Origin of the sequence: Cylindrospermum sp. FACHB-282, from assembly GCF_014697195.1 — a bacterium.
Classification (GTDB): Bacteria; Cyanobacteriota; Cyanobacteriia; order Cyanobacteriales; family Nostocaceae; genus Cylindrospermum.
The window spans coordinates 28,968-49,643 of record NZ_JACJRJ010000047.1 but is presented as its reverse complement, the minus strand read 5'-3'; the positions used below and the strand labels follow the sequence as shown (position 1 = coordinate 49,643).

Genomic DNA, 20,676 nt, shown 5'->3' with positions numbered 1-20,676 from the left:
AACATTCTCTCATTTAAAATGGATGTTTGAATGGTTTATCCGACACACTACCTTTGATTTTCCCACCCTTCAGATGTACGGAGCTTTTTCAAAAATCAAATATTAGTCCTATATGATTACGGTTACTAAACTTTACAATTAAGTTTATTTAAGATAGGGGAGTGCAATAAACTGCGGATAATTTAGCCAGCTTGATGACAAAAATATAGAGTTTGGACTAAGTTGATTAAACAAAAGTTTTTATTTAATTAAAATTTACAACATTGGCTAAATTTGTCGTAAATTCATAGTTATCAGGCAATAGGTTTGTCAGCCTTGCATAGTAGCTAAAGAAGTATAAAGCAGGGGTTTTGCCTGCTGCTTGGGTGAGCAACTAAATAGCTTTACTTACGCATCTCGTTTTTATACATCAGCGACTAAGATGACTGCCATGTTCTGAACCGCAAATTGAGAGTCTAAAAGTGAGACCAAGACAGTGAAGTATTTCTTTCTATCTGAGGGATGGGCAATTGGCAGAGTCTGGGCATCTGATGGACTATGGCAAATAACCGCATGGCGACGCCAACCAGATATTCAGCAACTGAATATTTGCCTAATGGAAGACAAAGAATTGCTATGGCTTTATCGAGTTGAAGATGCAATTGTCACCGTAGAAGTCAAGCCAATCACACCAGTAAATACTAGTGACGCCATTGGCCAAGTAGTACTCAAGCGTTTGATGAGTGCCGAGCAGGTAATAGAACGCCTAGGTGCAGCTGAGGCAAAGTGTCAGTTGCAAAATATCCAACTGATGGTTCATTGACATTTTCCCACCCACCAGCTTGGCTAGGGTGGGGATTCCAAACAGCACTCTTTCGGCGACTTAAGGGAGAAGGGGAGAACTAGAATTGATTGATCTGCCCCATACCTCAAACTTATGATTAAAAATAAGAAAATAATCAAAAAATTTAACCTGTGACGGAGATTGGTGGGCAAATTCCGGCGACAGGCTACTTAGTTGCAACTATTTACAGGATTACTCAGTAAGCGTAAAGCTCAGACACGAAGAGTGCTGAAAGATAAGCAACTCATGCGACTTTAGTCGCCTAATTCTCGGTGAATGTGATAATATTAGGGTTAGAATAAGTCTAAAATCTAAGTATAACTAAACAACGTAAAAACTTAACTAAATTGGTTGAGTGCGTAGTCATACCTAACGGTGTAGCAGTTTAGGAAAGCTAAATTTTGACAAGACTTAAAATCTAAAAAAAATAATTGAGTACAGTAGGGATACGGTCATTCACGCTTTAGGAGAATTGACCTCTACTCCGGTTGGAGTAATCCAGCAGGAGCAAGTTAGCTCGTTGATTAAAGAATCGAGGGTGTCTTTAGACCTGAGAGTGTCAAACACTTGCAAACAGTGCCATCAATAGTTACACTTTTTAAAACATTCTCATTTTTGCTTGGTGATTGCGTAGACGCCCAACAGGCGATTTCCTGAAAGTTAGCACCTCCTATAGTCCAAACGTCTTCATTATGAACCCGCTAGGACTAAATATTGGCCATGGGCACTCGGCCCGCCAAAGGCGATCGCCACTTCACAGGGTAAAGCTATGTAAAGCGGATAACCATTGCCAAACTACCCACAGTGTCTGACTTATTAAGAAAGACTAAGCTGTGGTAAAACTCAGGCTCTTGGCAATAACAAAAACTCAGAAAGTTCTCTAAGCGGTGGATTCCGCCCTTGGTGAACCTAGGTAAGAAAATTGCTTTGTAAACATAAATTCATTCATCGAGGAGGAGCGTAGTCAATGGGACTACCCTGGTACCGAGTACATACAGTCGTTCTGAACGATCCAGGTCGGCTGATTTCTGTACACTTGATGCACACTGCTTTGGTGGCAGGCTGGGCCGGTTCGATGGCACTATACGAACTGGCTATCTACAACCCCAGTGATCCAGTTCTCAACCCAATGTGGCGTCAAGGGATGTTCGTTTTGCCCTTCATGTCACGTTTAGGCGTCACCGAATCTTGGGGTGGTTGGAGCGTCACTGGCGCAGCAGCTACTGATCCTGGTTTCTGGTCATTTGAAGGCGTTGCAGCAGCTCACATTGTTCTCTCTGGTCTGTTATTCCTAGCTGCCGTTTGGCACTGGGTTTACTGGGATTTGGAAATCTTTAGAGACCCCCGTACCGGTGAACCTGCCCTAGACTTGCCAAAAATGTTTGGCATTCACCTGTTCTTATCCGGTCTTCTCTGTTTTGGCTTTGGTGCTTTTCACCTAACCGGACTATTTGGTCCGGGAATGTGGGTTTCTGACGCCTATGGTGTAGGTGGCAGCATCCAGCCAGTAGCTCCAGAGTGGGGGCCAGCTGGGTTTAACCCATTTAACCCTGGTGGCGTCGTGGCTCACCACATTGCCGCTGGTGTTGTTGGCATTATCGCTGGTTTATTCCACCTCACAGTTCGTCCCCCCGAACGGCTCTACAAAGCCCTGCGGATGGGGAACATTGAAACAGTACTTTCTAGCAGTATTGCTGCGGTTTTCTTCGCCGCTTTTATCGTAGCTGGTACTATGTGGTACGGTAACGCTACCACCCCAATTGAACTGTTTGGGCCTACCCGTTATCAATGGGATCAGGGCTACTTCCGTCAGGAAATTGAGCGCCGCGTCCAAACTAGCGTTGCTCAAGGTGCTACCCTTGAACAAGCTTGGGCGCAAATCCCCGAAAAACTTGCTTTCTTTGATTATGTAGGTAATAGCCCCGCTAAAGGCGGTCTATTCCGCACAGGTGCTATGGACAAGGGCGATGGCATTGCTCAGTCTTGGCAAGGCCACGCGGTCTTCAAAGATTCTGAAGGAAGGGAGTTGACCGTACGTCGTCTGCCCAACTTCTTTGAAACCTTCCCAGTAATTCTGACCGACAAAGATGGAGTTATCCGCGCTGATATTCCTTTCCGTCGAGCAGAATCCAAGTATAGCTTTGAACAGTCTGGTGTTACTGTCAGCTTCTACGGTGGTAATCTGAATGGCAAGACCTTTACAGAGCCAGCTGACGTCAAGAAATATGCTCGTAAGGCTCAAGGCGGTGAAATCTTTGAATTTGACCGGGAAACCTTGAACTCTGATGGTGTATTCCGCACCAGTCCTAGAGGTTGGTTTACCTTTGGACACGCTGTATTTGCTCTGCTATTCTTCTTTGGTCACCTCTGGCATGGCTCTCGGACAATCTACCGAGATGTGTTTGCTGGTGTTGAGGCGGATCTAGAAGAACAAGTTGAGTGGGGTCTGTTCCAGAAAGTGGGTGACAAGTCAACCCGCCGCCGGAAGGAAGCTCTCTAACTTTTAGGTAATGGGTAATGGGTGATAGGTAATGGGTAATAGTTTTTACCAATTACCAATTACCAATTACCAATTACCAATTACCAATCCCCAAGCTTGGTACACTAAATATAGCTGGCTAGATAAATAGGAACTTATAATATGGAAAGCGTTGCATACATCTTGATTTTGACCTTGGCAATAGGTGTTCTCTTTTTTGCGATCGCATTTCGCGAACCCCCTCGCTTTGAGAAAAAAGATAAGTAGGTCAACACCAGACTGGTAAGGAAAAATAAACCTTCTATCCGTTGTTACTGAGCATGGTAGCAACGGATATTCGCGTTTGTGTATTTTTTAAGATCCTCCAATATTGCCTTTTAGCCATCACCTATTAATAATTTTTTGATTTATGATATAATTTTCTATCTGGAAGTTAATATGTGATAATACTAGCTTTTCTGCGCTACGATAAAAACGGATGTAAGTGTAGACTACTATATGAAGCGCTTGCAAATACATCGAGAGTTGTGGCAAAACCTTTACGGAGACTAGAACCAGGAACGAATCAGCATGGTCAATCAGAACTTAACCGCTACAGAAATTGGATTTACTCACGAAGATTTCGCTGCTCTACTTGACAAATACGATTATCACTTTAGCCCTGGCGATATTGTGCCAGGAACTGTCTTCAGTATAGAGCCGCGCGGCGCTCTGATTGACATTGGTGCTAAAACAGCAGCATATATACCCATACAAGAAATGTCTATTAACCGGGTGGATAGCCCGGAAGAAGTCTTACAATCAAACGAAACACGGGAATTTTTCATTCTCACCGATGAAAACGAAGATGGTCAGCTAACCCTCTCGATTCGTCGGATTGAATATATGCGGGCTTGGGAGCGAGTACGGCAGTTGCAAGCAGAAGATGCTACTGTCCGTTCTGGCGTGTTTGCGACTAATCGTGGTGGAGCTTTGGTGCGAATTGAGGGACTCCGCGGCTTTATCCCCGGTTCTCACATCAGTACTCGCAAACCGAAAGAAGAATTGGTAGGTGAAGAACTACCATTGAAATTCCTAGAAGTAGATGAAGAACGTAACCGCCTAGTTCTCTCCCACCGTCGGGCCCTGGTTGAGCGCAAGATGAACCGCTTGGAAGTTGGCGAGGTAGTGATTGGTACTGTTCGCGGTATCAAGCCTTATGGTGCCTTCATCGATATCGGTGGCGTCAGCGGACTATTACACATCTCGGAAATTTCCCACGAGCATATTGATACACCCCATAGCGTGTTCAATGTCAATGATGAAGTCAAAGTCATGATCATTGACTTGGATGCAGAAAGGGGTCGGATTTCTCTGTCTACTAAACAGCTAGAACCCGAACCCGGTGATATGATTAAGAACCGTGATTTGGTTTATGATAAGGCTGAAGAAATGGCAGCTAAGTATCGGGAACAGCTGCTAGCCAAACAGCAGGGTGCTACTGCTGCGCCGGCTGCACCGGTAGAAGCTGTGGAAGCTTTAGCTGAGGAAGATATCCCCTCAGCAATGGAACTTGAAGAAGAGATTCCAGCAGCAACGGAAACTGAAGAAGAGATTCCAGCAGCAACGGAAACTGAAGAAGAGATTCCAGCAGCTATTGAAGAGTAATAGATTTATAGTTGCAGGTAACTGCAACTAACAGCATTACAGCATTATATCAAGAGGGATTTTCCCTCTTTTTTTATGGAGAATAGTTTTTAGGGATTTTGAATTTTGAATTGATTTATATCACATTGGCATAGGCTGTTTCAAATCGATGAACTAAGTAGGTTGGCGTAAATAATTCAAGGTTGGTAGTGAGGGCTTTAGCCCTACGAAAGATGGCTGAAGCCCTCACGACGAGGAAATTTCAATAGTTTTTACTTTGCTTAACATACTTTAATTTCTTTTCGCCTACTTACTTAGTCTAATCATGAGTATTCCCAATCCAAAATCTAAAATCTAAAATTGATCTTTGTGGGGTGAAATATTTTGGCAACTATTAAATGTAGAAACAGCACGTTTTCTAATATCCAGGCGATTTTGTTTGATAAAAATGGGACTTTAGAAGACTCAGAAGTTTATTTGCGATCGCTTGGACAAAGAGGTGCTAGGATGATCGATGCCCAAATTCCCGGAATTGGGGAACCGTTGTTAATGGCTTTTGGGATAAATAGCGATCGCCTAGATCCAGCCGGTTTAATCTCCGTAGCCAGTCGCAGAGAAACAGAAATAGCAGCAGCGGCATATATAGCCGAAACTGGTAGAGGCTGGTTTGAGTCCTTAAAAATCGCCCGTCAAGCTTTAGCAGAAGCGGAACAATTCATTGGTAAAACTCCCTCACCGCTGTTTGTGGGTAGTTTAGAAGTGTTGAAGTCTCTCTCAGCAGCAGGGTTAAAACTCGGCATTCTTTCAGCAGCCACAACTCAAGAAGTGGAGAAATTTGTTGCCAATCACCAGTTAAGCGATTACATCCAACTAGAAATGGGAGTAGATGAGGGGCCAAGTAAACCAGATCCAATACTCTTTTTACAAGCTTGCCAAGCCTTGGAAGTGGAACCGGGGACTACATTAATGGTAGGTGATTCTGTCGGTGATATGCAAATGGCGCGTCATGCTCAAGCCGCCGGCTGCATTGGTATCACTTGGGTGGGTAAGTCAGATCATGTCCGAGGTGCGGATGTGGTAATTAACCAACTTGATGAAATTCAGATTGTGGAAGATTGATTGATCGCAGCTTTCAATTGAGCATTCTTTTCAAATCCCGTAAGATCGGGGATAAGGCTTGAGGAGTGTCTTAGCTTGATAGACATAAATGTTGTTGATCACTACCCCACCCCGGCGAATCGGGATTGTTTCGATTTCATTTAGGCTACTAAAGTAAGTTCGATAGTTAGCCATCAAGTCTTTTCTCAGATTAAAGGGGGCCGTAGTGATGTACAGCGCATCTTCTCCCAGCCATTGATCAGCTTTTGACCAAAAAGCAAAACCACGTTGATCTTTAACACCCTGATCATTGCCAATATCAAAGCAAGTAATCGGTATCTGCGCTATGGATTTTAGGGACATGGCAATTGGCCCACCTATGTAATAGCGATTGGTGAAGATAAAGCTAGCTTTTTTTAAAGCCGCAGTGAGAACAGGAGATTGAGCAAAGCCGCGCCGCAGTTGTTGAATATCAATTAGTTCTGTAGAGGGGTCGTCTTTGGGAGGTAAAAACCCTCCCATTAGGGCGTATTGTCCAGGCTTTTGGATGATTCCGGTTGTTACTTGCAGCAAGAGAATAAGTAATATGCTGCTAACCATAATTGCCGAACCTAAAAGCCATCGCCGCACCCATCGCCGGGACATCTGCTCCCAAATGATAGCTTGTTGCCCTAATAGCAAAGTTATCCCCCAAAATCCTGGCATTGTCCAAGCTGGCAATATTTGCCGATATCCTCCCATAAGTGTAAACCCTAAAATTAGGGGGAGAGATACCCATAAAATTAATAGCTTGGTAGTGTCTAAATCTCCGCTTTTGGTGAGTGATTTCTGCGAAAAAAGTTGCTTTATTTGAGTTATTAGCGATCGCCAACGGCGGGGCGTAGCCCATCGCATACTCACCCACCAAAGGGGAAAGCCGATGGTTGGGAACATATAAGCTATTCCCAGTAAACAGGTGAGTGCGACACTTAGCAAATTGTAGCCGCTCTTGGGTACTGCTCGCTCTGACTGAAACCGAAATGATACCCAATCGTGTTGTATATTCCAAAACAACATTGGGGAAATAGTGAGGATAAATAAGCCTAGTCCTAGCCATGCCCAAGGGGAGTTAAGAGCAGCACGATGGCGTGGACTCGTTAAACAAAAACCGATTAAACCAAAGCCGAGAATAAACCCGTGATATTTGCTCAAACAGGCTAATCCCACCAAAATACTCAGGATGGCTAATCGGTAAGTGGGTTGGTATAAAAAACTGTGTTTTTGATTCTCTGGTTGTGGTAAAAATTCATCGACGGCACAATATAAACTAGCTGACCAAAAAAGTATCAATGGACTGTCTGGTAAGCTGAGGATGCCAAAGCCAATTTGAAAAATGGGACAAATAGTGGCGATCGCTAATGTCAAAAGCGCAGCTTTAGCAGAAAATAGTCTTAAGCTAGTTAAATACAACAGTATCAAGCTGCCCGTGTGACAAATCAGCGCCCCTAAGCGAATCGTAAATTGGGATACTTCCCCAGTCAACCACGGGCCAAAACCAGTTGTCAGCGCCACTAGCACTGGATGATCAAAATAACTCCAGTCTAGATGCAGGCTGTAAATATAGTAATAAGCTTCATCAAAGGTAGGGTAAAAGCAGAAAGCAATCACGGCTCGAAACAGCAGCCCCCCAACCAGCAATAAAAGCACTGACTGATTAGTTTTCTCAGCCAACCATTTCTGAGCTATTTGCATTTATTCAATTTCCTACCCAATATGTAGCTTCCAGCTTGATTAGACTAGCACCAGACCCTCACCAGTTCCCCTAGTCTTCAAGACCGGAAGTAGAAATCTTACCTCATCTTGCTCCGCAACGCTACCGCGCTGGCGCAGCCTCACCTCTGGCGATACGAGACGCTATAGCTTAGGACTTACTTTCCTTTATAAATTTACCCTCTTTTCCGGCTTTTTCGATGCGTCTGTTTACCCATCCTACACGTAGTGTGCGTTCCCTAACGCACAATCTTTTTCGATGCGTCTGTTTACCCATCCTACACGTAGTGTGCGTTCCCTAACGCACAATTTATAGGACTTTCAATGAATAAAACCAATGAACATATTTACCATTTTTTGTCAATGCGTAAGTCCTAAAATCTTATCTCCAGAGGCTCCAGACACAGAGAGGAAGATTGCAGATAAACTGAGTAAAAAAGAGGGCATAAGGAGATTAAAAAACTTGAATCATTCAGGTGTGACACTGTGGTTTACAGGGTTGAGTGGAGCAGGCAAAACTACCATCGCTTTAGGCGTGATGACTGTTCTCCAAAGCAGAAATTGTCGGGTTGAAATGCTAGATGGTGATATAGTGCGCACCCATTTATCAAAAGGCTTAGGTTTTAGCAAAGAAGACAGAGATACTAATATTCGCAGACTGGGTTTTGTGGCAGGCTTGCTAAGTCGAAATGGTATCATTGCCATAGTAGCTGCTATCAGTCCCTATCGGCAAATTCGCCAAGAAATTCGCCAGAATACAACTAACTTTTTTGAAGTCTATGTTAAATCACCTTTGGCAATCTGCGAAGCTCGTGATGTTAAAGGTTTGTATGCTAAAGCTAGAGCAGGCAAAATTCAAAATTTCACAGGAATTGACGACCCCTATGAAGCACCACTTAATCCTGAAATTGTCTGCTTTACAGACTTAGAAACAGTTACAGAAAGTGTGAGCAAAGTAATTGTCAAGCTAGAACACAAGGGATATATTTGCTAATTGTCCGATACCTGCTATTAGACAACTTATATTTACTAATGCATTAGCGTTATAACTAGCGGGTTTGAACCCGATGCCGGTACGTGCGACGGTATAAACGAGAAAGGTTTGGTAGCTAGCCTTCTGTATCTCGTGGAATCTGAGTACCCGCCGACATCGAAGGTTGAGAAACATCCGCTTCTGTGCGTTTCAGCTTGGGCGCAATACGTGCTCGACAACTATGCAACGGTTGCAGAAGCCGTGAACTCACTCAGCGAGGAGCCGTTTTATGTTGTGGCGGTAACCACGCCAGACGGCCACCCCGGCACCGTGCACCTGGCAGTTTCGTACCCTACAGGTGATTCCGCTATCTTTGAATATATCGGCGGTGAGCTGAAGATTCATCATGATCGCAATTATCAGGTCATGACCAACTCGCCGACCTACGATCAGCAACTCGCCCTCAACGCTTATTGGCAGCAGATTGGTGGTCTCATCATGCTTCCTGGCACTAATCGCGCGGCAGATCGGTTTGTACGAGCCTCGTTCTACATCAATGCCATTCCTGACAATCCAGATAGCACCGAAGAAGCCATAGCCAACGCCTTTTCAGTGATTCGCAACGTATCGGTGCCTCGCGGAATCTCAGTACCAGGCGGCGAACCCAACATCTCATCTACGCTCTGGCGAACTGTGTCTGATCACAAGAACAAGTGCTACTACTTCGAGTCAACGATCAGCCCGAACGTGTTCTGGGTAGATATAGCTGACATCGACTTCGCTGAGGGAAGATCGACGAAGAAACTCACACTAACCAACGGAACAGTCTTCGCCGGGAACGTGGCAGCGCAGTTCGAGCCGGCAGAACCCTTCAAGTTCCTGGAGGCTGATGGGGCGACAACATAGCCTTAAAATCTTATAGGGCAAAGAGTGTAGCGTTTTGTGGTAAAAAAAGATAGGTCTACTTATGTCAACAAGACCTATCCCTCTTTTGACACTTTCCGGATTAAGCAAGTAATAAATAAACCTTTTTATCCTGAACGATAAAAGGGTTTAAATCCATTCAGGGCATCAATAAGAGTATCCGCAAGAGTCTCCGCCGAGGTAGGGGTGAAATAAGCATCCATTGCGAAACTTACGCTAAGGACTTGATGACCTGTTTTCAACATCCTTTCCACCTACCAGAAACCTGTACCAATTGAAGCCTCTGAAATTTAGGAGCCTCAAACCACTGCTGTGCCGTACAAAAAAGCTGTGCCAAATAGCTTTAGAGATTATACCGTTCCCAATGATAAACTGATGCTGCGGGGGCGATGTGCACTCGGACTACCGCAGGTAATCGCACAATCCATACCCTTGAGAATTAGCAGAATACTCTCTGTATCAGGCTTTCATCGCTTCTAGCAGCGTGACTGCGGCTTTTTGTAACGGCAGAGTTAAACTCCCGCTAACAATCCTTAATTGTCATTTTATAAATGGAGCTAAGCGGATTCGAACCGCTGACCCCCTCAATGCCATTGAGGTGCGCTACCAACTGCGCTATAACCCCTTACAGTTCAATAATACTTTAATATTTACTTAATTAGTGCTAGTTTGTCAAGTCATTATTAATTAAATCTGAACTATATTTTTTTTGCTCCTGGGCAGCGAGTACTCACTTAGGAGACTTGCAACAAATAGGTCATACAATGCCCCATGAGGAAATATACTACTAACATCGCCGCAGCTGCCAGAGCAACCAATGTACCAGCCAACATCAAAGAAAATTCTTTATGCTGGTAGGCTTTTTCCATCAGGTGCAACGACCAGGCCACTAGTGCCACATCAAAAACTAAAATAGGAATCAACATATTTCTTAATATTACTTAATACTTGTGAACTTATATTAACACTCTTTTGGAAAACTGTGTCTAACCTGAGATATATGTAGGAGGTTGACACATCTTCGCTCAGAAGGGCAATCTTACTGGTACAGAGCGATCGCGCAAATGGTTTTTAATCTGCGCTACGCTTAATTGCCCATAATGTAACAAGGATGCGAGTAATGCCGCTTCTGCTTTGCCTTCTGTCAAAGCAGCATGAATATGTTCACAATTACCTGCACCACCAGAAGCAATAACAGGAATTTCTACAGATTCTGCGATCGCCTTTGTTAACTCCAGGTCATAACCTGCTTGAGTACCATCAGCATCCATACTTGTAACTAACAGTTCTCCAGCCCCCCGCTTTTCTACTTCCTGCGCCCACAGTAAGGCATCAATGCCAGTATTTTTTCTACCCCCGCGCACATACACATCCCAACCAGGGTTACTAGGATCAACTCTTCGTCTAGCATCAATTGCAATCACTATACACTGATTACCAAAGCGATCGCTTGCCTGATTAATCAAGTCTGGTTCGCGCACTGCCGCAGAATTAATACTAACCTTGTCTGCACCGGCTCGTAACAAACCTTTAACATTTTCTAAGGATTGGATACCACCACCCACAGTTAAGGGAATGAAGACCTGTTCTGCGGTGCGGTACACCACATCAATAATCGTGTCTCGGTCTTCATGAGTCGCCGTAATATCCAGAAACACTAACTCATCAGCACCGGCTTCGTTATAGACCTTAGCCAGTTCTACCGGATCGCCTGCATCTTTCAGGTTGACAAAGTTAACTCCTTTGACAACCCTGCCCGCCTTGACATCCAAGCACGGTAAGATTCTTTTAGATAACATAATAAATTTTGCACTCCCGGTAATTGTCTAGAATTTAAATTCTAAATTGCCTTGCGTGTTTCCAGCCGAAAATTTTCTCATCCTTGCTTATTCTCCTGATTACGGCGTAAATGGGGGACTGGAGACTGGGGAAGAATTTTCCAAACCCCAATCCCTAATCCCCAAAACCCAAAACCCAAACCCCAATAGCTGAGTTATGGCGATCATCTCCTCGAAAAAACAGCCTCCAGATCCCGACAGACAACCAAAACAGCGTCGAGAGTCGGTGACAGCACCCCCCCAGCAAAATATGCTGCAACCCGAAGCCGCTATTGATGAACAAGGTAAGCAGGAAGATAGTATTCGTCCCCAGCGATTTGCTGATTATATTGGCCAAAAAGACTTAAAGGACGTGCTGGATATTGCCATCAAAGCGGCTAAGTCTAGGGGTCAAGTGCTGGATCATTTATTGTTGTATGGCCCACCGGGGTTGGGTAAAACCACAATGGCGATGATTTTAGCCTCGGAGATGGGGGTCAACTATAAAATTACCAGTGCGCCAGCCCTAGAACGTCCACGGGATATAGTCGGGCTATTGGTAAACCTCAAACCTGGAGATATTTTATTTGTTGATGAAATTCATCGCCTCTCGCGCATGACTGAAGAAATTCTCTATCCAGCGATGGAGGATTATCGCTTAGATATTACTGTGGGCAAGGGTTCTAGCGCTCGCATTAGAAGTATACCCTTGGTACAATTTACCCTAGTGGGGGCAACAACTCGTGCAGGTGCCCTGACTTCACCACTACGCGATCGCTTCGGCTTAATTCAAAAACTGCGATTTTATGAAGTTGATGAACTCAGCCAGATTGTACTGCGAACCGCTCAATTTCTCCAAACCCCCGTTAGGGAAGATGGTGCCGCCGAAATTGCCCGACGTGCTAGAGGCACACCACGTATTGCTAATCGCCTACTAAAGCGAGTCCGTGATTATGCAGAGGTAAAAAAATTAGGAGAAATTACAGAAACTGTTGCCGCCGAAGCACTGCATCTATTTCAAGTAGATCCCTGCGGTTTAGATTGGACAGACCGCCGGATGCTAAGTGTGATTATTGAACAATTTAATGGTGGCCCAGTCGGGTTAGAAACAATCGCCGCCGCCACAGGTGAAGATACCCAAACAATTGAAGAAGTATATGAACCTTACCTCATGCAGATTGGCTATTTAAGCCGGACTCACCGTGGTAGGTTGGCAACAACCGCTGCATATAAGCATTTGGGATTCAAGCCGCCTAATCAACAGTTGTCTTTGCTGTGAAGGACTGGGTAATCGGTAATCGGTAATCGGTAATCGGTAATCGGTAATCGGTAATCGGTAATCGGTAATCGGTAATCGGTAATTGGTAATCGGTAATCGGTAATCGGTAATCGGTAATTGGTAATCGGTAATCGGTAATCGGTTTTTTCTAATCACCAATCACCAATCACCAATGCCCTATGATTAATTTTGGATTGCACACCACAAAGAGCTAAATGATTAAATTAATTGGTATTTTTCTCAGTCTGTTACTTGTGTTTGGCTGGGGTACACCAGTTATGGCACAATCCCAACCACCAAATATTACTCAAGAGCAGTTACAACAAGGGGATGAGTTGGCAACTCGAGCTTTTGTAGCCACGAATAAAGGTGATTTTGCGACGGCCGAACGCTATTGGACAGAGATTATAGATTCGTTTCCCACTAATGCCGGGGCGTGGAGTAATCGGGGAAATTCCCGCGTTAGTCAGAATAAATTGCAAGCAGCACTGACAGATTACAACAAAGCTATAGAACTAGCCCCCAATGTAACAGACCCTTATTTAAACCGTGGTACGGCGTTAGAGGGTTTAGGAAAATGGGTTGATGCGATCGCCGATTATAATCGTGTTTTAGAACTAGATCCCAATGATGCAATGGCTTATAATAATCGCGGCAATGCCAAAGCAGGTTTAGGGAAATGGCTTGATGCGATCGCCGACTACAAAAAAGCAACGGAAATCGCCCCAAATTTTGCTTTTGCCCGTGCCAACTATGCCCTTGCCTTGTATGAAACTAGTCAAATAGACCAAGCTATCCGCGAGATGCGGAATATCGTCCGCAGATATCCCAAGTTTGCCGATATGCGTGCCGCCTTGACAGCAGCCTACTGGGTAGCTGGACAAAAAGGCGAAGCCGAAAGCAACTGGGTAGCCGCCTATGGACTTGATAGCCGCTATAAAGATATGGACTGGGTGACAAATATCCGCCGTTGGCCTCCCAGCATGGTGGCAGCTTTGGATAAGTTCTTGAAACTCCAGTAGAGGCATTTATATTCCTAATATGGCGCTGTGCGCCTGTTTCTCCGGGGCTTTCAAACTCCCGTCTGTTTCTTGTAAAAAGGCGGGAGTTTTTGGTCCATCAAATACTTTCATAGTTATTTGCTATTTGTAGAACTGAGGCCTTAACCGAAACAGGAGAGTCTAAGTAATAATTTTTAGTAACAACTATTACAAGTTATTGCCCAGAAAATATTAATGGGGCGTTTCAGCTTTCCAGTGCCTGAATTTGTCGAGGAGTCAATTCCTGGACGTTGCTAAAAACCACCGCTGCTCCAGCTGCGATTAGTGACGATTCATAGGCATCACGACGGGCCGCTGTTTCCTGGACGTGGGGTGGTAAAATTCCTATTCCAATCCAAGTACGAGAATCATCCAAAGCCCGCGCTTTTTCTACGGTGTACATATCTGCTACCGTATCCCCCACATACAATATAGTTCGTCTGTTGTCAAGTCCATTTTCTAACTGGCGAATGGTGGTGAAAAGTCCAGTGGGGTCAGGTTTACCCGGTGCATCTTCCATTGCAATCAATAATGGAGACTGCAAGCCCAGGCGTTTTTCTAAAACATAAGTAGCAGAAGCACGAGTAGCACCACTAAAAAATCCCCAGGAAATCCCAGCTTGGGTAAGTTGATCTAAATAGCTAGGCTGTAGCAGTAAAGGTTCATTACAGATATACCCTGTCCAATTTTCAGGGTCTGTGCCTCGGTAACGGGATTGAAAAAAAGCCACAATTGTTTTGTAGTCCAGTTGTAGTTGTTCGCGGGTCTGCCCTTGAGTTTGAAAGTAGCGGTAAATGAATTCTTGGGAGGCTTCCCAATCGTTATTCCAGATGCCTTCAGATTTCAACTGGTCAATATCTAGTGATGTTGGGCGATAGGCTTGGGCGGTAAAATGCTCTACAGTATCAGCGAGCGCTCGGCGATAGGAGCCACCGACATCGCGCACAACCCCGTCAATATCGAAAACAACGATAGCTCTTGTTGGTTGAGTCATGGATTAGTTAAATTTAAGATTGTTTATTTTTGTTTTTTTGGCTGTAGACTGTCAACTATTGACCAATTCCCAATGACTATCTCGTCATCTCGTGAGGTATTGGGTTAAAATAGGCGTTGGCATAGCCCAACCCAGGCATCGCCAAGCGTGTATGGAAAAGGCGAATTTGTCGTCATCCCCGCTGGTGCCGATCGCAAAATTAGTAAGTAAAACCCGGATATTTCCCGGAGGTGTAATTGACCAAGTTCATTTTAAAAATTCTTTGGTTAGACGAAAACGTCGCCCTAGCAGTCGATCAAGTTGTCGGCAAAGGCACCAGTCCTTTGACTAAGTACTTTTTCTGGCCCAGAAATGATGCCTGGGAAGAGCTAAAAAAAGAGCTAGAGTCAAAACACTGGATTACTGACCTTGATCGCGTCGAGTTGCTCAACAAAGCAACAGAAGTGATTAACTACTGGCAAGAGGAAGGCAGAAACCGTCCCATGGTAGAAGCACAATCCAAATTCCCAGAAGTTGCCTTTACAGGTAGCGCTTGATTCTTGTCTAATTAACTCCCCTGCTGTTCCACAAGTTGCCATAGTTTCATGGTCTTGTCCCTGCTGCCACTTGCAATCAATTGTGCAACAGGGCTAACAGCAACGGCAGTAGTAATTTCTTCGGCTCTGCTGACCCTCCAGAGTTTAACTGTCTTATCCCAACTTGCACTGATCAGCGTTTCACCATCAGCAGTCAAAGCCAACGCCACAACCGACGAAGAATGGACTAAAAGTGTGCCAATTAGCTGACCAGTGTTGATGTTCCAGAATTTAATTGTGTTATCGTCGCTACCCGTGGCCAAAATTTTTCCGTCGGGACTAAAAGCGACTGTCAAAACCGCCCATGGGTGACCTGAAAGGGTGCTTAATAACGTTCTTGTATCAGCACAATTTTCTACCAAAGTTACAGGGTGGGCTTTTTGTCCCACCCCACAAAAAATAATTTGTCTGCAAATGTCAGTTGTTTGCTTATAGGACTTACGCAAAAATGATGTGAAACCCTTGATTTTCTGTAAGGGCAATTCGTGAATTGCCCCTACATTTATTACTTGATGGGTAAGTTTTACAACTATAGCAGTAGACAAAGCCGTTAGGACAAGCCGGCGGTAGACACCTTCAACAAGCGTACATTGTGAACTGATTGTTGTCCTAAGCTTCCTGTCCGTTGCTATAACAGAAGATGTTACTTATCTGTCGGTAATTCCAGAACTATAGGCGGATTACCATTTTGTGCGATCGCTTGTGTTTTACTAACTACAGGTTGTGTGTGCAAAGGCGTGGGTGTGCCTTCACCTGGCTTACCAGTTTGATTTTGATTCCACAAAATCATCGACAGCAGCCCATCCACCAAACCGTTAGTGCTGCCGTTGCTGCCACCAACAAGGATATCGGGAATTAGGCGGACATGACCATCACCAATAATTTGCATCAACTGCATTGCTGTGTAACCTTGTGAACCCAAAGCTTCCACACCAGCACGATAGGTTTCGGCTTTAGCGTTACCTGTGGCTCGAATACCTTCAGCTTCGGCAATTGCCCGCATTTTTGTTGATTCTGCCTCACCATTGGCCTGCTTAATTTGCGCTTGGGCTTTCAAGTCAGCAATCTGCACACTCTGCTCAGATTTCACCATTTCTTGCTGAATATTAGCCAAGGCTGTCTCCCGGACAAGTTGCTGACGTTGGGTTTGCGCCATCTGCTGGACTTCATAAGTTTTGCGTTCTTCTTCCGCAATTTTCCGGTCTGTCTGTGTTTGCATTAGCGTTGCTGGCGGCTGAATATCACCGATGAGGGTGTCAATCGCTTGCACGTCATAAGCCCGCAGTGCTGTTTTAATATAATCAGCCGCTTCTGCTTGTCGTTCACTCCGGGCAGTGAGGAAGTCTAATACAGTATAGTCTTGAGCAGAGTTGCGGAAATAGTTGCCGATGGTAGGTTCTAGTACATGGTCTACCAAATTTTGCATCACACCAACGCGGGAAATTACCTTTGGGGCATCTAAAGCACCGACATGGATAATTTGCGCTACTTCCAAATCAAAAGCAAACCCATCACGCGATCGCACCGTTAGGGATGCTAGTTTAGCATCATAGCTGTGGCGTTCGGTGCGACCTGACCAGTTTAAAACGATGTTGGTCGTTGGCACCAATTCAATCTTCATAATCCGAGAATTAATCGGATGCTTACCAGGATACAGAGGTTCCACCCACACACCCTTATGTCCCTGATTCACCAAGTTACCGTGGGTGAAAGCTGCACCGCTGACATCTTGATTCGCTTTACCAACGAAGGAAATCACCACCCCCACATACCCAATCGGAATTTCTGTCATCGGCACTTGTTCAACCTGAACAAACCAAGGATTTAAGTTCCAAGAACCAGAAAGTAAAGTCTGCTCTTGCAAACCCCGTCTTCCACCACCGTTAATAAATTTCTGACCATTCTGAAAGTTATCGTGTCCGTTAATGATGGGGCCTGCCAGTTCACCAGCGGTAATGGGCAAACCATCCAGGGTGGTGACGATACCCACTTTATCAGATGCCAGGTTGTACACCCGCAAATGTTCTGGATTCATCCCCTGAGTAGAGGCATTTGACGCAATGATGATTTTAAACAGAGCAGTGTTGATGCGGTATGTACCTGCTGTGAGAAAACCCATTTGCCGACCTTTTTCCCCACCGTGGGTGAGGAATTTCCGGGCATCTTGGAAATTGTCACAATCAACTATTTTACCCAGTATCCGCTCCGGTGGGTTGGATGCGCCATCTGCTGCCACAATTAAGGCGATTTCACCTTGGGGGACAACAACTACCGACTCTTTTCGCACCGAATACTGCCAAGGCCAATAACCCCAGTGCCAACCAGGCGCTAGAGTATCTGCCTGCAAGCCTGCTTCACCGTCGAGGGCAATCAACCGTCCGGCAGGCAGTCCACGCCCGGAAAGGGTAAACTTTCTCACCACAATGCCGACTTCACGTTCACTGATGACCACCAGTCCGCCAAAGAATAGGGGGATAAAGATGACGAAACCACCTACTAACACAATAGGAATCAGCGTAAACGGCTCGATTCCCATTGCTTGATATTGAGTCTGGCTGGTTGCTAACTGGGTAGTGGGGGGTTCAATTTGAGCCGGTTGGACTGATGAGGCTGAAACTTGTTTTGCAGCAGGTATTTTTACAGTGGCAAGTGCCGAATTAATACCGCCGGCTAGCGCTAATGTCGCTACCACAGAGGCTGCCAAACGAGCTACTTTATTTTGTTTACTCTTACCAAGGGAAGATGAAAAACTTTTCATAATATGTGCCCTTCAGGGCAACTAAATTATTCAAGTTATCACTTCACAAGGGTCAAGCTAGTTTTCTTAAACTTGGTGTAATTTTTATCAGCATTCAGCCCAATGGCAATAGGGCTAAAGCTACCTGTCACACTCAATATAAGATTGTGGGGTGCGTCAGATATCGAAAATCTATTGATAGTTACCGAATTATCGAGTCTGACGCACCCTACAAAGCCATGCCAGTTGCGTAAGTCCTGGGCAAGATAAGCAACAAAGTCAACCCCTTCGGGGAATTTTGAATTTTGAATTTTGAATTGGAGCGAAGCGACTTGACACTGTTTATTAGCTTGTATAATTATCTATTGCCTTAAAGAGGACTTATTAAAAGTCTTCCCAAGGCTGATATCTTCATTAAAAAAAAGTAGGGCAAGCTATTGACTGACCCTACAAATACGATTTTTAATAAGTAATGATTTACACCAAACCGCCAGCGGCTTGAAAACGAGCGCGGGCACGTTTGTAGGCTTGGGCTGCCTGAATTTGTGCTTGACGATCGCCTGCTGCCACCTGATTTAGGCGAGTTTGTGCTGCGTTAAAAGCGGTACGGGCTTCTTCTAGGTTAATTTTGTCGCCACGTTCAGCGCTGTTTACCAGAATTGTCACTTCATCATCGTCTACTTCGGCAAAGCCACCCAAAAGTGCGATCGCTTGCCAATCTTGATTTTTGCTGGCACGGACTCGCATCACACCCGTATCTAGGGCGGTCAACAGAGGCGCGTGTCCACTGAGGATACCTACTTGACCAGTAGTGCTAGGCAAAACTACCTCTTCAGCTACGGCATCCCAAACTGTCTTATCTGGGGAAATTACACGAACGGTTAGGGGCATATTCACTAATTGCTCATTGGTGATTGGGGAAAAGGTAACTAGGAAAAAGGTAATGGGTAATGAGAAAACCGATTACCAATTACCAATTACCGATTACCGATTAACCTTTGATCTTTTCGGCTTTGGCGATCGCTTCGTTAATATCGCCCACCAAGTAGAAAGCCTGCTCTGGCAAAGCATCCAACTCACCAGACAGAATTTGCTTGAACCCTTTAATGGTGTCTTCCAACTTCACATACTTACCAGGAGAGCCGGTAAATACTTCAGCCACAAAGAACGGCTGAGACAAGAAACGCTCAACCTTCCGCGCCCGTGCCACAATCAGACGGTCTTCTTCTGACAATTCATCTAATCCAAGAATGGCGATAATGTCTTGGAGTTCTTTATAACGTTGCAGAGTTGACTGCACCGCACGGGCAGTATTGTAGTGGTCATCACCCACAATGTTGGGTTGCAACATGGTAGAGGTGGAGCCTAGGGGGTCAACCGCCGGATAAATACCCTTAGATGCCAAACCACGAGACAATACTGTTGTACCATCTAAGTGAGCAAAGGTGGTTGCAGGTGCAGGGTCAGTCAAGTCATCCGCAGGCACATACACAGCTTGAATTGAGGTAATTGAACCCTCTGTGGTCGAGGTAATCCGCTCTTGCAGTTCACCTACGTCTGTTCCCAAAGTGGGCTGGTATCCCACCGCTGAAGGCATCCGACCCAAAAGCGCCGACACTTCAGAACCCGCTTGCACGAACCGGAAGATATTGTCAATAAACAGCAGCACGTCCTGCTTACTAACATCCCGGAAGTACTCAGCTATTGTCAATCCTGAAAGACCAACCCGCATTCTTGCTCCGGGTGGCTCGTTCATCTGGCCGTAAACTAGGGCAATTTTTGAATCATTGAGGCTATCCTTGTTGATTACCCCAGATTCCATCATTTCGTTGTAAAGGTCATTGCCCTCACGGGTGCGCTCACCCACACCAGCAAAAACGGACACGCCGCCGTGCTGGGTAGCGATGTTGTTAATCAACTCCATCATGATTACGGTCTTACCAACACCAGCACCGCCGAACAGACCAATCTTACCGCCGCGTCGATAGGGAGTCAGGAGGTCAACAACTTTAATCCCGGTCTCGAACACGGAAGGTTTGGTTTCCAGTTCAGTGAATTTGGGAGCAGAGCGGTGGATGGGTAAGGAGGTCTCAGCATTCACAGGCCCCTGATTGTCTACGGGTTCGCCAAGAACGTTGAGAATGCGACCTAAGGTGGCTTTACCAACTGGTACGCTGATGGGAGCGCCAGTATCGGCAACTTCCAAACCACGCACTAAGCCATCGGTGGTGCTCATAGCAACAGCCCGCACCTGGTTGTCGCCCAGCAGTTGTTGTACTTCGACGGTAAGGTTGATTGTCTGTCCAGCTTCGTTGGTGCCTTTGATGGTCAAAGCATTGTAGATTCGCGGCAATTTCCCGCCGGGAAACTTAACGTCTACAACTGGACCAATGATTTGGGTAATGAAACCAATGTTTGTTTTTTCTGCGGTGGTGACCATGCTGCGCCTAGTGATTGAAGCTATATTTCAGAAAGGGTCTTAGAAGACATAAAATCAAGCGATGTCACCTTACACTCTACCACTGGAGGAGGACTAACGCCCTTAGCAATTCCTTAAAAAGT

Annotated in this window: 17 protein-coding genes, 1 tRNA gene and 1 pseudogene; 10 read left to right on the top strand and 9 right to left on the bottom strand. The window is 45.2% G+C overall.

What is annotated here, in order from left to right:
- The first annotated feature begins 475 nt into the window (after positions 1 to 475).
- From H6G32_RS21035 to H6G32_RS21015, 5 genes are all read left to right on the top strand, one after another.
- Positions 476 to 802, top strand: coding sequence for a hypothetical protein (locus H6G32_RS21035; protein WP_190461770.1), 327 nt, complete (start codon positions 476 to 478; stop codon positions 800 to 802).
- Positions 803 to 1,790: 988 nt separating this feature from the next.
- Positions 1,791 to 3,323, top strand: a complete 1,533-nt coding sequence (gene psbB / locus H6G32_RS21030) for a photosystem II chlorophyll-binding protein CP47 (RefSeq protein ID WP_190461768.1) — start codon at positions 1,791 to 1,793, stop codon at positions 3,321 to 3,323.
- 141 nt (positions 3,324 to 3,464) lie between these two features.
- A complete protein-coding gene (locus H6G32_RS21025; RefSeq protein ID WP_071604841.1) occupies positions 3,465 to 3,569 on the top strand; it encodes a photosystem II reaction center protein T in 105 nt (34 codons plus the stop codon).
- A 303-nt stretch (positions 3,570 to 3,872) separates the two neighbouring features.
- A complete protein-coding gene (locus H6G32_RS21020; protein ID WP_190461766.1) occupies positions 3,873 to 4,949 on the top strand; it encodes a 30S ribosomal protein S1 in 1,077 nt (358 codons plus the stop codon).
- A 363-nt stretch (positions 4,950 to 5,312) separates the two neighbouring features.
- Positions 5,313 to 6,047 carry an HAD family hydrolase gene (locus H6G32_RS21015; protein WP_190461764.1) on the top strand — a complete coding sequence of 245 codons (735 nt, stop codon included), beginning with the start codon at positions 5,313 to 5,315 and terminating at the stop codon, positions 6,045 to 6,047.
- A gap of 30 nt (positions 6,048 to 6,077) precedes the next feature.
- Here the strand turns inward: H6G32_RS21015 and H6G32_RS21010 are convergent, their stop codons facing one another.
- Entirely contained in the window at positions 6,078 to 7,757 is a 1,680-nt protein-coding gene (locus H6G32_RS21010; RefSeq protein WP_190461761.1) for an ArnT family glycosyltransferase, read from the bottom strand.
- 445 nt (positions 7,758 to 8,202) lie between these two features.
- On the opposite strand from H6G32_RS21010, the gene cysC reads away from it, so the two are divergent.
- Together cysC and H6G32_RS21000 are read left to right on the top strand one after the other, a co-directional pair.
- Positions 8,203 to 8,769, top strand: a complete 567-nt coding sequence (cysC, locus tag H6G32_RS21005; protein WP_375539812.1) for an adenylyl-sulfate kinase — start codon at positions 8,203 to 8,205, stop codon at positions 8,767 to 8,769.
- A gap of 42 nt (positions 8,770 to 8,811) precedes the next feature.
- Positions 8,812 to 9,654 (top strand): linear amide C-N hydrolase, encoded by an 843-nt coding sequence (locus H6G32_RS21000; protein ID WP_190461778.1) that lies wholly within the window; start codon positions 8,812 to 8,814, stop codon positions 9,652 to 9,654.
- 570 nt (positions 9,655 to 10,224) lie between these two features.
- Here H6G32_RS21000 and H6G32_RS20995 read toward each other — a convergent pair.
- The 3 genes from H6G32_RS20995 to hisF form a co-directional block, all read right to left on the bottom strand.
- Positions 10,225 to 10,297: transfer RNA gene (locus H6G32_RS20995), tRNA-Ala, on the bottom strand.
- Between the two features lie 109 nt (positions 10,298 to 10,406).
- Positions 10,407 to 10,598, bottom strand: coding sequence for a hypothetical protein (locus tag H6G32_RS20990; RefSeq protein WP_190461758.1), 192 nt, complete (start codon positions 10,596 to 10,598; stop codon positions 10,407 to 10,409).
- 99 nt (positions 10,599 to 10,697) lie between these two features.
- Complete coding sequence (gene hisF / locus H6G32_RS20985) at positions 10,698 to 11,471, bottom strand: imidazole glycerol phosphate synthase subunit HisF (protein WP_190461756.1); 774 nt, start codon at positions 11,469 to 11,471, stop codon at positions 10,698 to 10,700.
- Positions 11,472 to 11,667: 196 nt separating this feature from the next.
- Here hisF and ruvB point away from each other — a divergent pair, with 196 nt between their 5' ends.
- Positions 11,668 to 12,768, top strand: a complete 1,101-nt coding sequence (gene ruvB / locus H6G32_RS20980) for a Holliday junction branch migration DNA helicase RuvB (protein WP_190461754.1) — start codon at positions 11,668 to 11,670, stop codon at positions 12,766 to 12,768.
- 215 nt (positions 12,769 to 12,983) lie between these two features.
- The gene (locus H6G32_RS20975) at positions 12,984 to 13,790 is read left to right on the top strand and encodes a tetratricopeptide repeat protein (RefSeq protein WP_190461753.1); all 807 of its coding nucleotides are present in this window, start codon (positions 12,984 to 12,986) and stop codon (positions 13,788 to 13,790) included.
- 223 nt (positions 13,791 to 14,013) lie between these two features.
- Here H6G32_RS20975 and H6G32_RS20970 read toward each other — a convergent pair whose 3' ends face one another.
- A complete protein-coding gene (locus tag H6G32_RS20970; RefSeq protein ID WP_190461751.1) occupies positions 14,014 to 14,802 on the bottom strand; it encodes a TIGR01548 family HAD-type hydrolase in 789 nt (262 codons plus the stop codon).
- A 236-nt stretch (positions 14,803 to 15,038) separates the two neighbouring features.
- On the opposite strand from H6G32_RS20970, the gene H6G32_RS20965 reads away from it, so the two are divergent.
- Positions 15,039 to 15,338 (top strand): 30S ribosomal protein PSRP-3, encoded by a 300-nt coding sequence (locus tag H6G32_RS20965; protein WP_190461749.1) that lies wholly within the window; start codon positions 15,039 to 15,041, stop codon positions 15,336 to 15,338.
- An 11-nt stretch (positions 15,339 to 15,349) separates the two neighbouring features.
- Here H6G32_RS20965 and H6G32_RS20960 read toward each other — a convergent pair.
- The 4 genes and pseudogenes from H6G32_RS20960 to atpD all read right to left on the bottom strand — a co-directional run.
- Positions 15,350 to 15,712, bottom strand: a pseudogene (locus tag H6G32_RS20960) (WD40 repeat domain-containing protein); the annotation flags it as partial.
- A gap of 308 nt (positions 15,713 to 16,020) precedes the next feature.
- Complete coding sequence (locus H6G32_RS20955) at positions 16,021 to 18,135, bottom strand: SPFH domain-containing protein (protein WP_190461747.1); 2,115 nt, start codon at positions 18,133 to 18,135, stop codon at positions 16,021 to 16,023.
- Between the two features lie 456 nt (positions 18,136 to 18,591).
- Positions 18,592 to 19,005, bottom strand: coding sequence for an ATP synthase F1 subunit epsilon (atpC, locus tag H6G32_RS20950; RefSeq protein ID WP_190461745.1), 414 nt, complete (start codon positions 19,003 to 19,005; stop codon positions 18,592 to 18,594).
- Positions 19,006 to 19,105: 100 nt separating this feature from the next.
- On the bottom strand, positions 19,106 to 20,554 hold the full coding sequence (gene atpD, locus H6G32_RS20945; RefSeq protein ID WP_190461743.1) for a F0F1 ATP synthase subunit beta: 1,449 nt from the start codon (positions 20,552 to 20,554) through the stop codon (positions 19,106 to 19,108).
- Positions 20,555 to 20,676 lie beyond the last annotated feature (122 nt).

Coding starts and splice junctions, on each gene's coding strand:
- psbB (WP_190461768.1), top strand. CDS start 1,791: ATGGGACTACCCTGGTACCGAGTACATACAGTCGTTCTGAACGATCCA.
- H6G32_RS21025 (WP_071604841.1), top strand. CDS start 3,465: ATGGAAAGCGTTGCATACATCTTGATTTTGACCTTGGCAATAGGTGTT.
- H6G32_RS21020 (WP_190461766.1), top strand. CDS start 3,873: ATGGTCAATCAGAACTTAACCGCTACAGAAATTGGATTTACTCACGAA.
- H6G32_RS21010 (WP_190461761.1), bottom strand. CDS start 7,757: ATGCAAATAGCTCAGAAATGGTTGGCTGAGAAAACTAATCAGTCAGTG.
- H6G32_RS20990 (WP_190461758.1), bottom strand. CDS start 10,598: ATGTTGATTCCTATTTTAGTTTTTGATGTGGCACTAGTGGCCTGGTCG.
- hisF (WP_190461756.1), bottom strand. CDS start 11,471: ATGTTATCTAAAAGAATCTTACCGTGCTTGGATGTCAAGGCGGGCAGG.
- ruvB (WP_190461754.1), top strand. CDS start 11,668: ATGGCGATCATCTCCTCGAAAAAACAGCCTCCAGATCCCGACAGACAA.
- H6G32_RS20975 (WP_190461753.1), top strand. CDS start 12,984: ATGATTAAATTAATTGGTATTTTTCTCAGTCTGTTACTTGTGTTTGGC.
- H6G32_RS20970 (WP_190461751.1), bottom strand. CDS start 14,802: ATGACTCAACCAACAAGAGCTATCGTTGTTTTCGATATTGACGGGGTT.
- H6G32_RS20955 (WP_190461747.1), bottom strand. CDS start 18,135: ATGAAAAGTTTTTCATCTTCCCTTGGTAAGAGTAAACAAAATAAAGTA.
- atpC (WP_190461745.1), bottom strand. CDS start 19,005: ATGCCCCTAACCGTTCGTGTAATTTCCCCAGATAAGACAGTTTGGGAT.
- atpD (WP_190461743.1), bottom strand. CDS start 20,554: ATGGTCACCACCGCAGAAAAAACAAACATTGGTTTCATTACCCAAATC.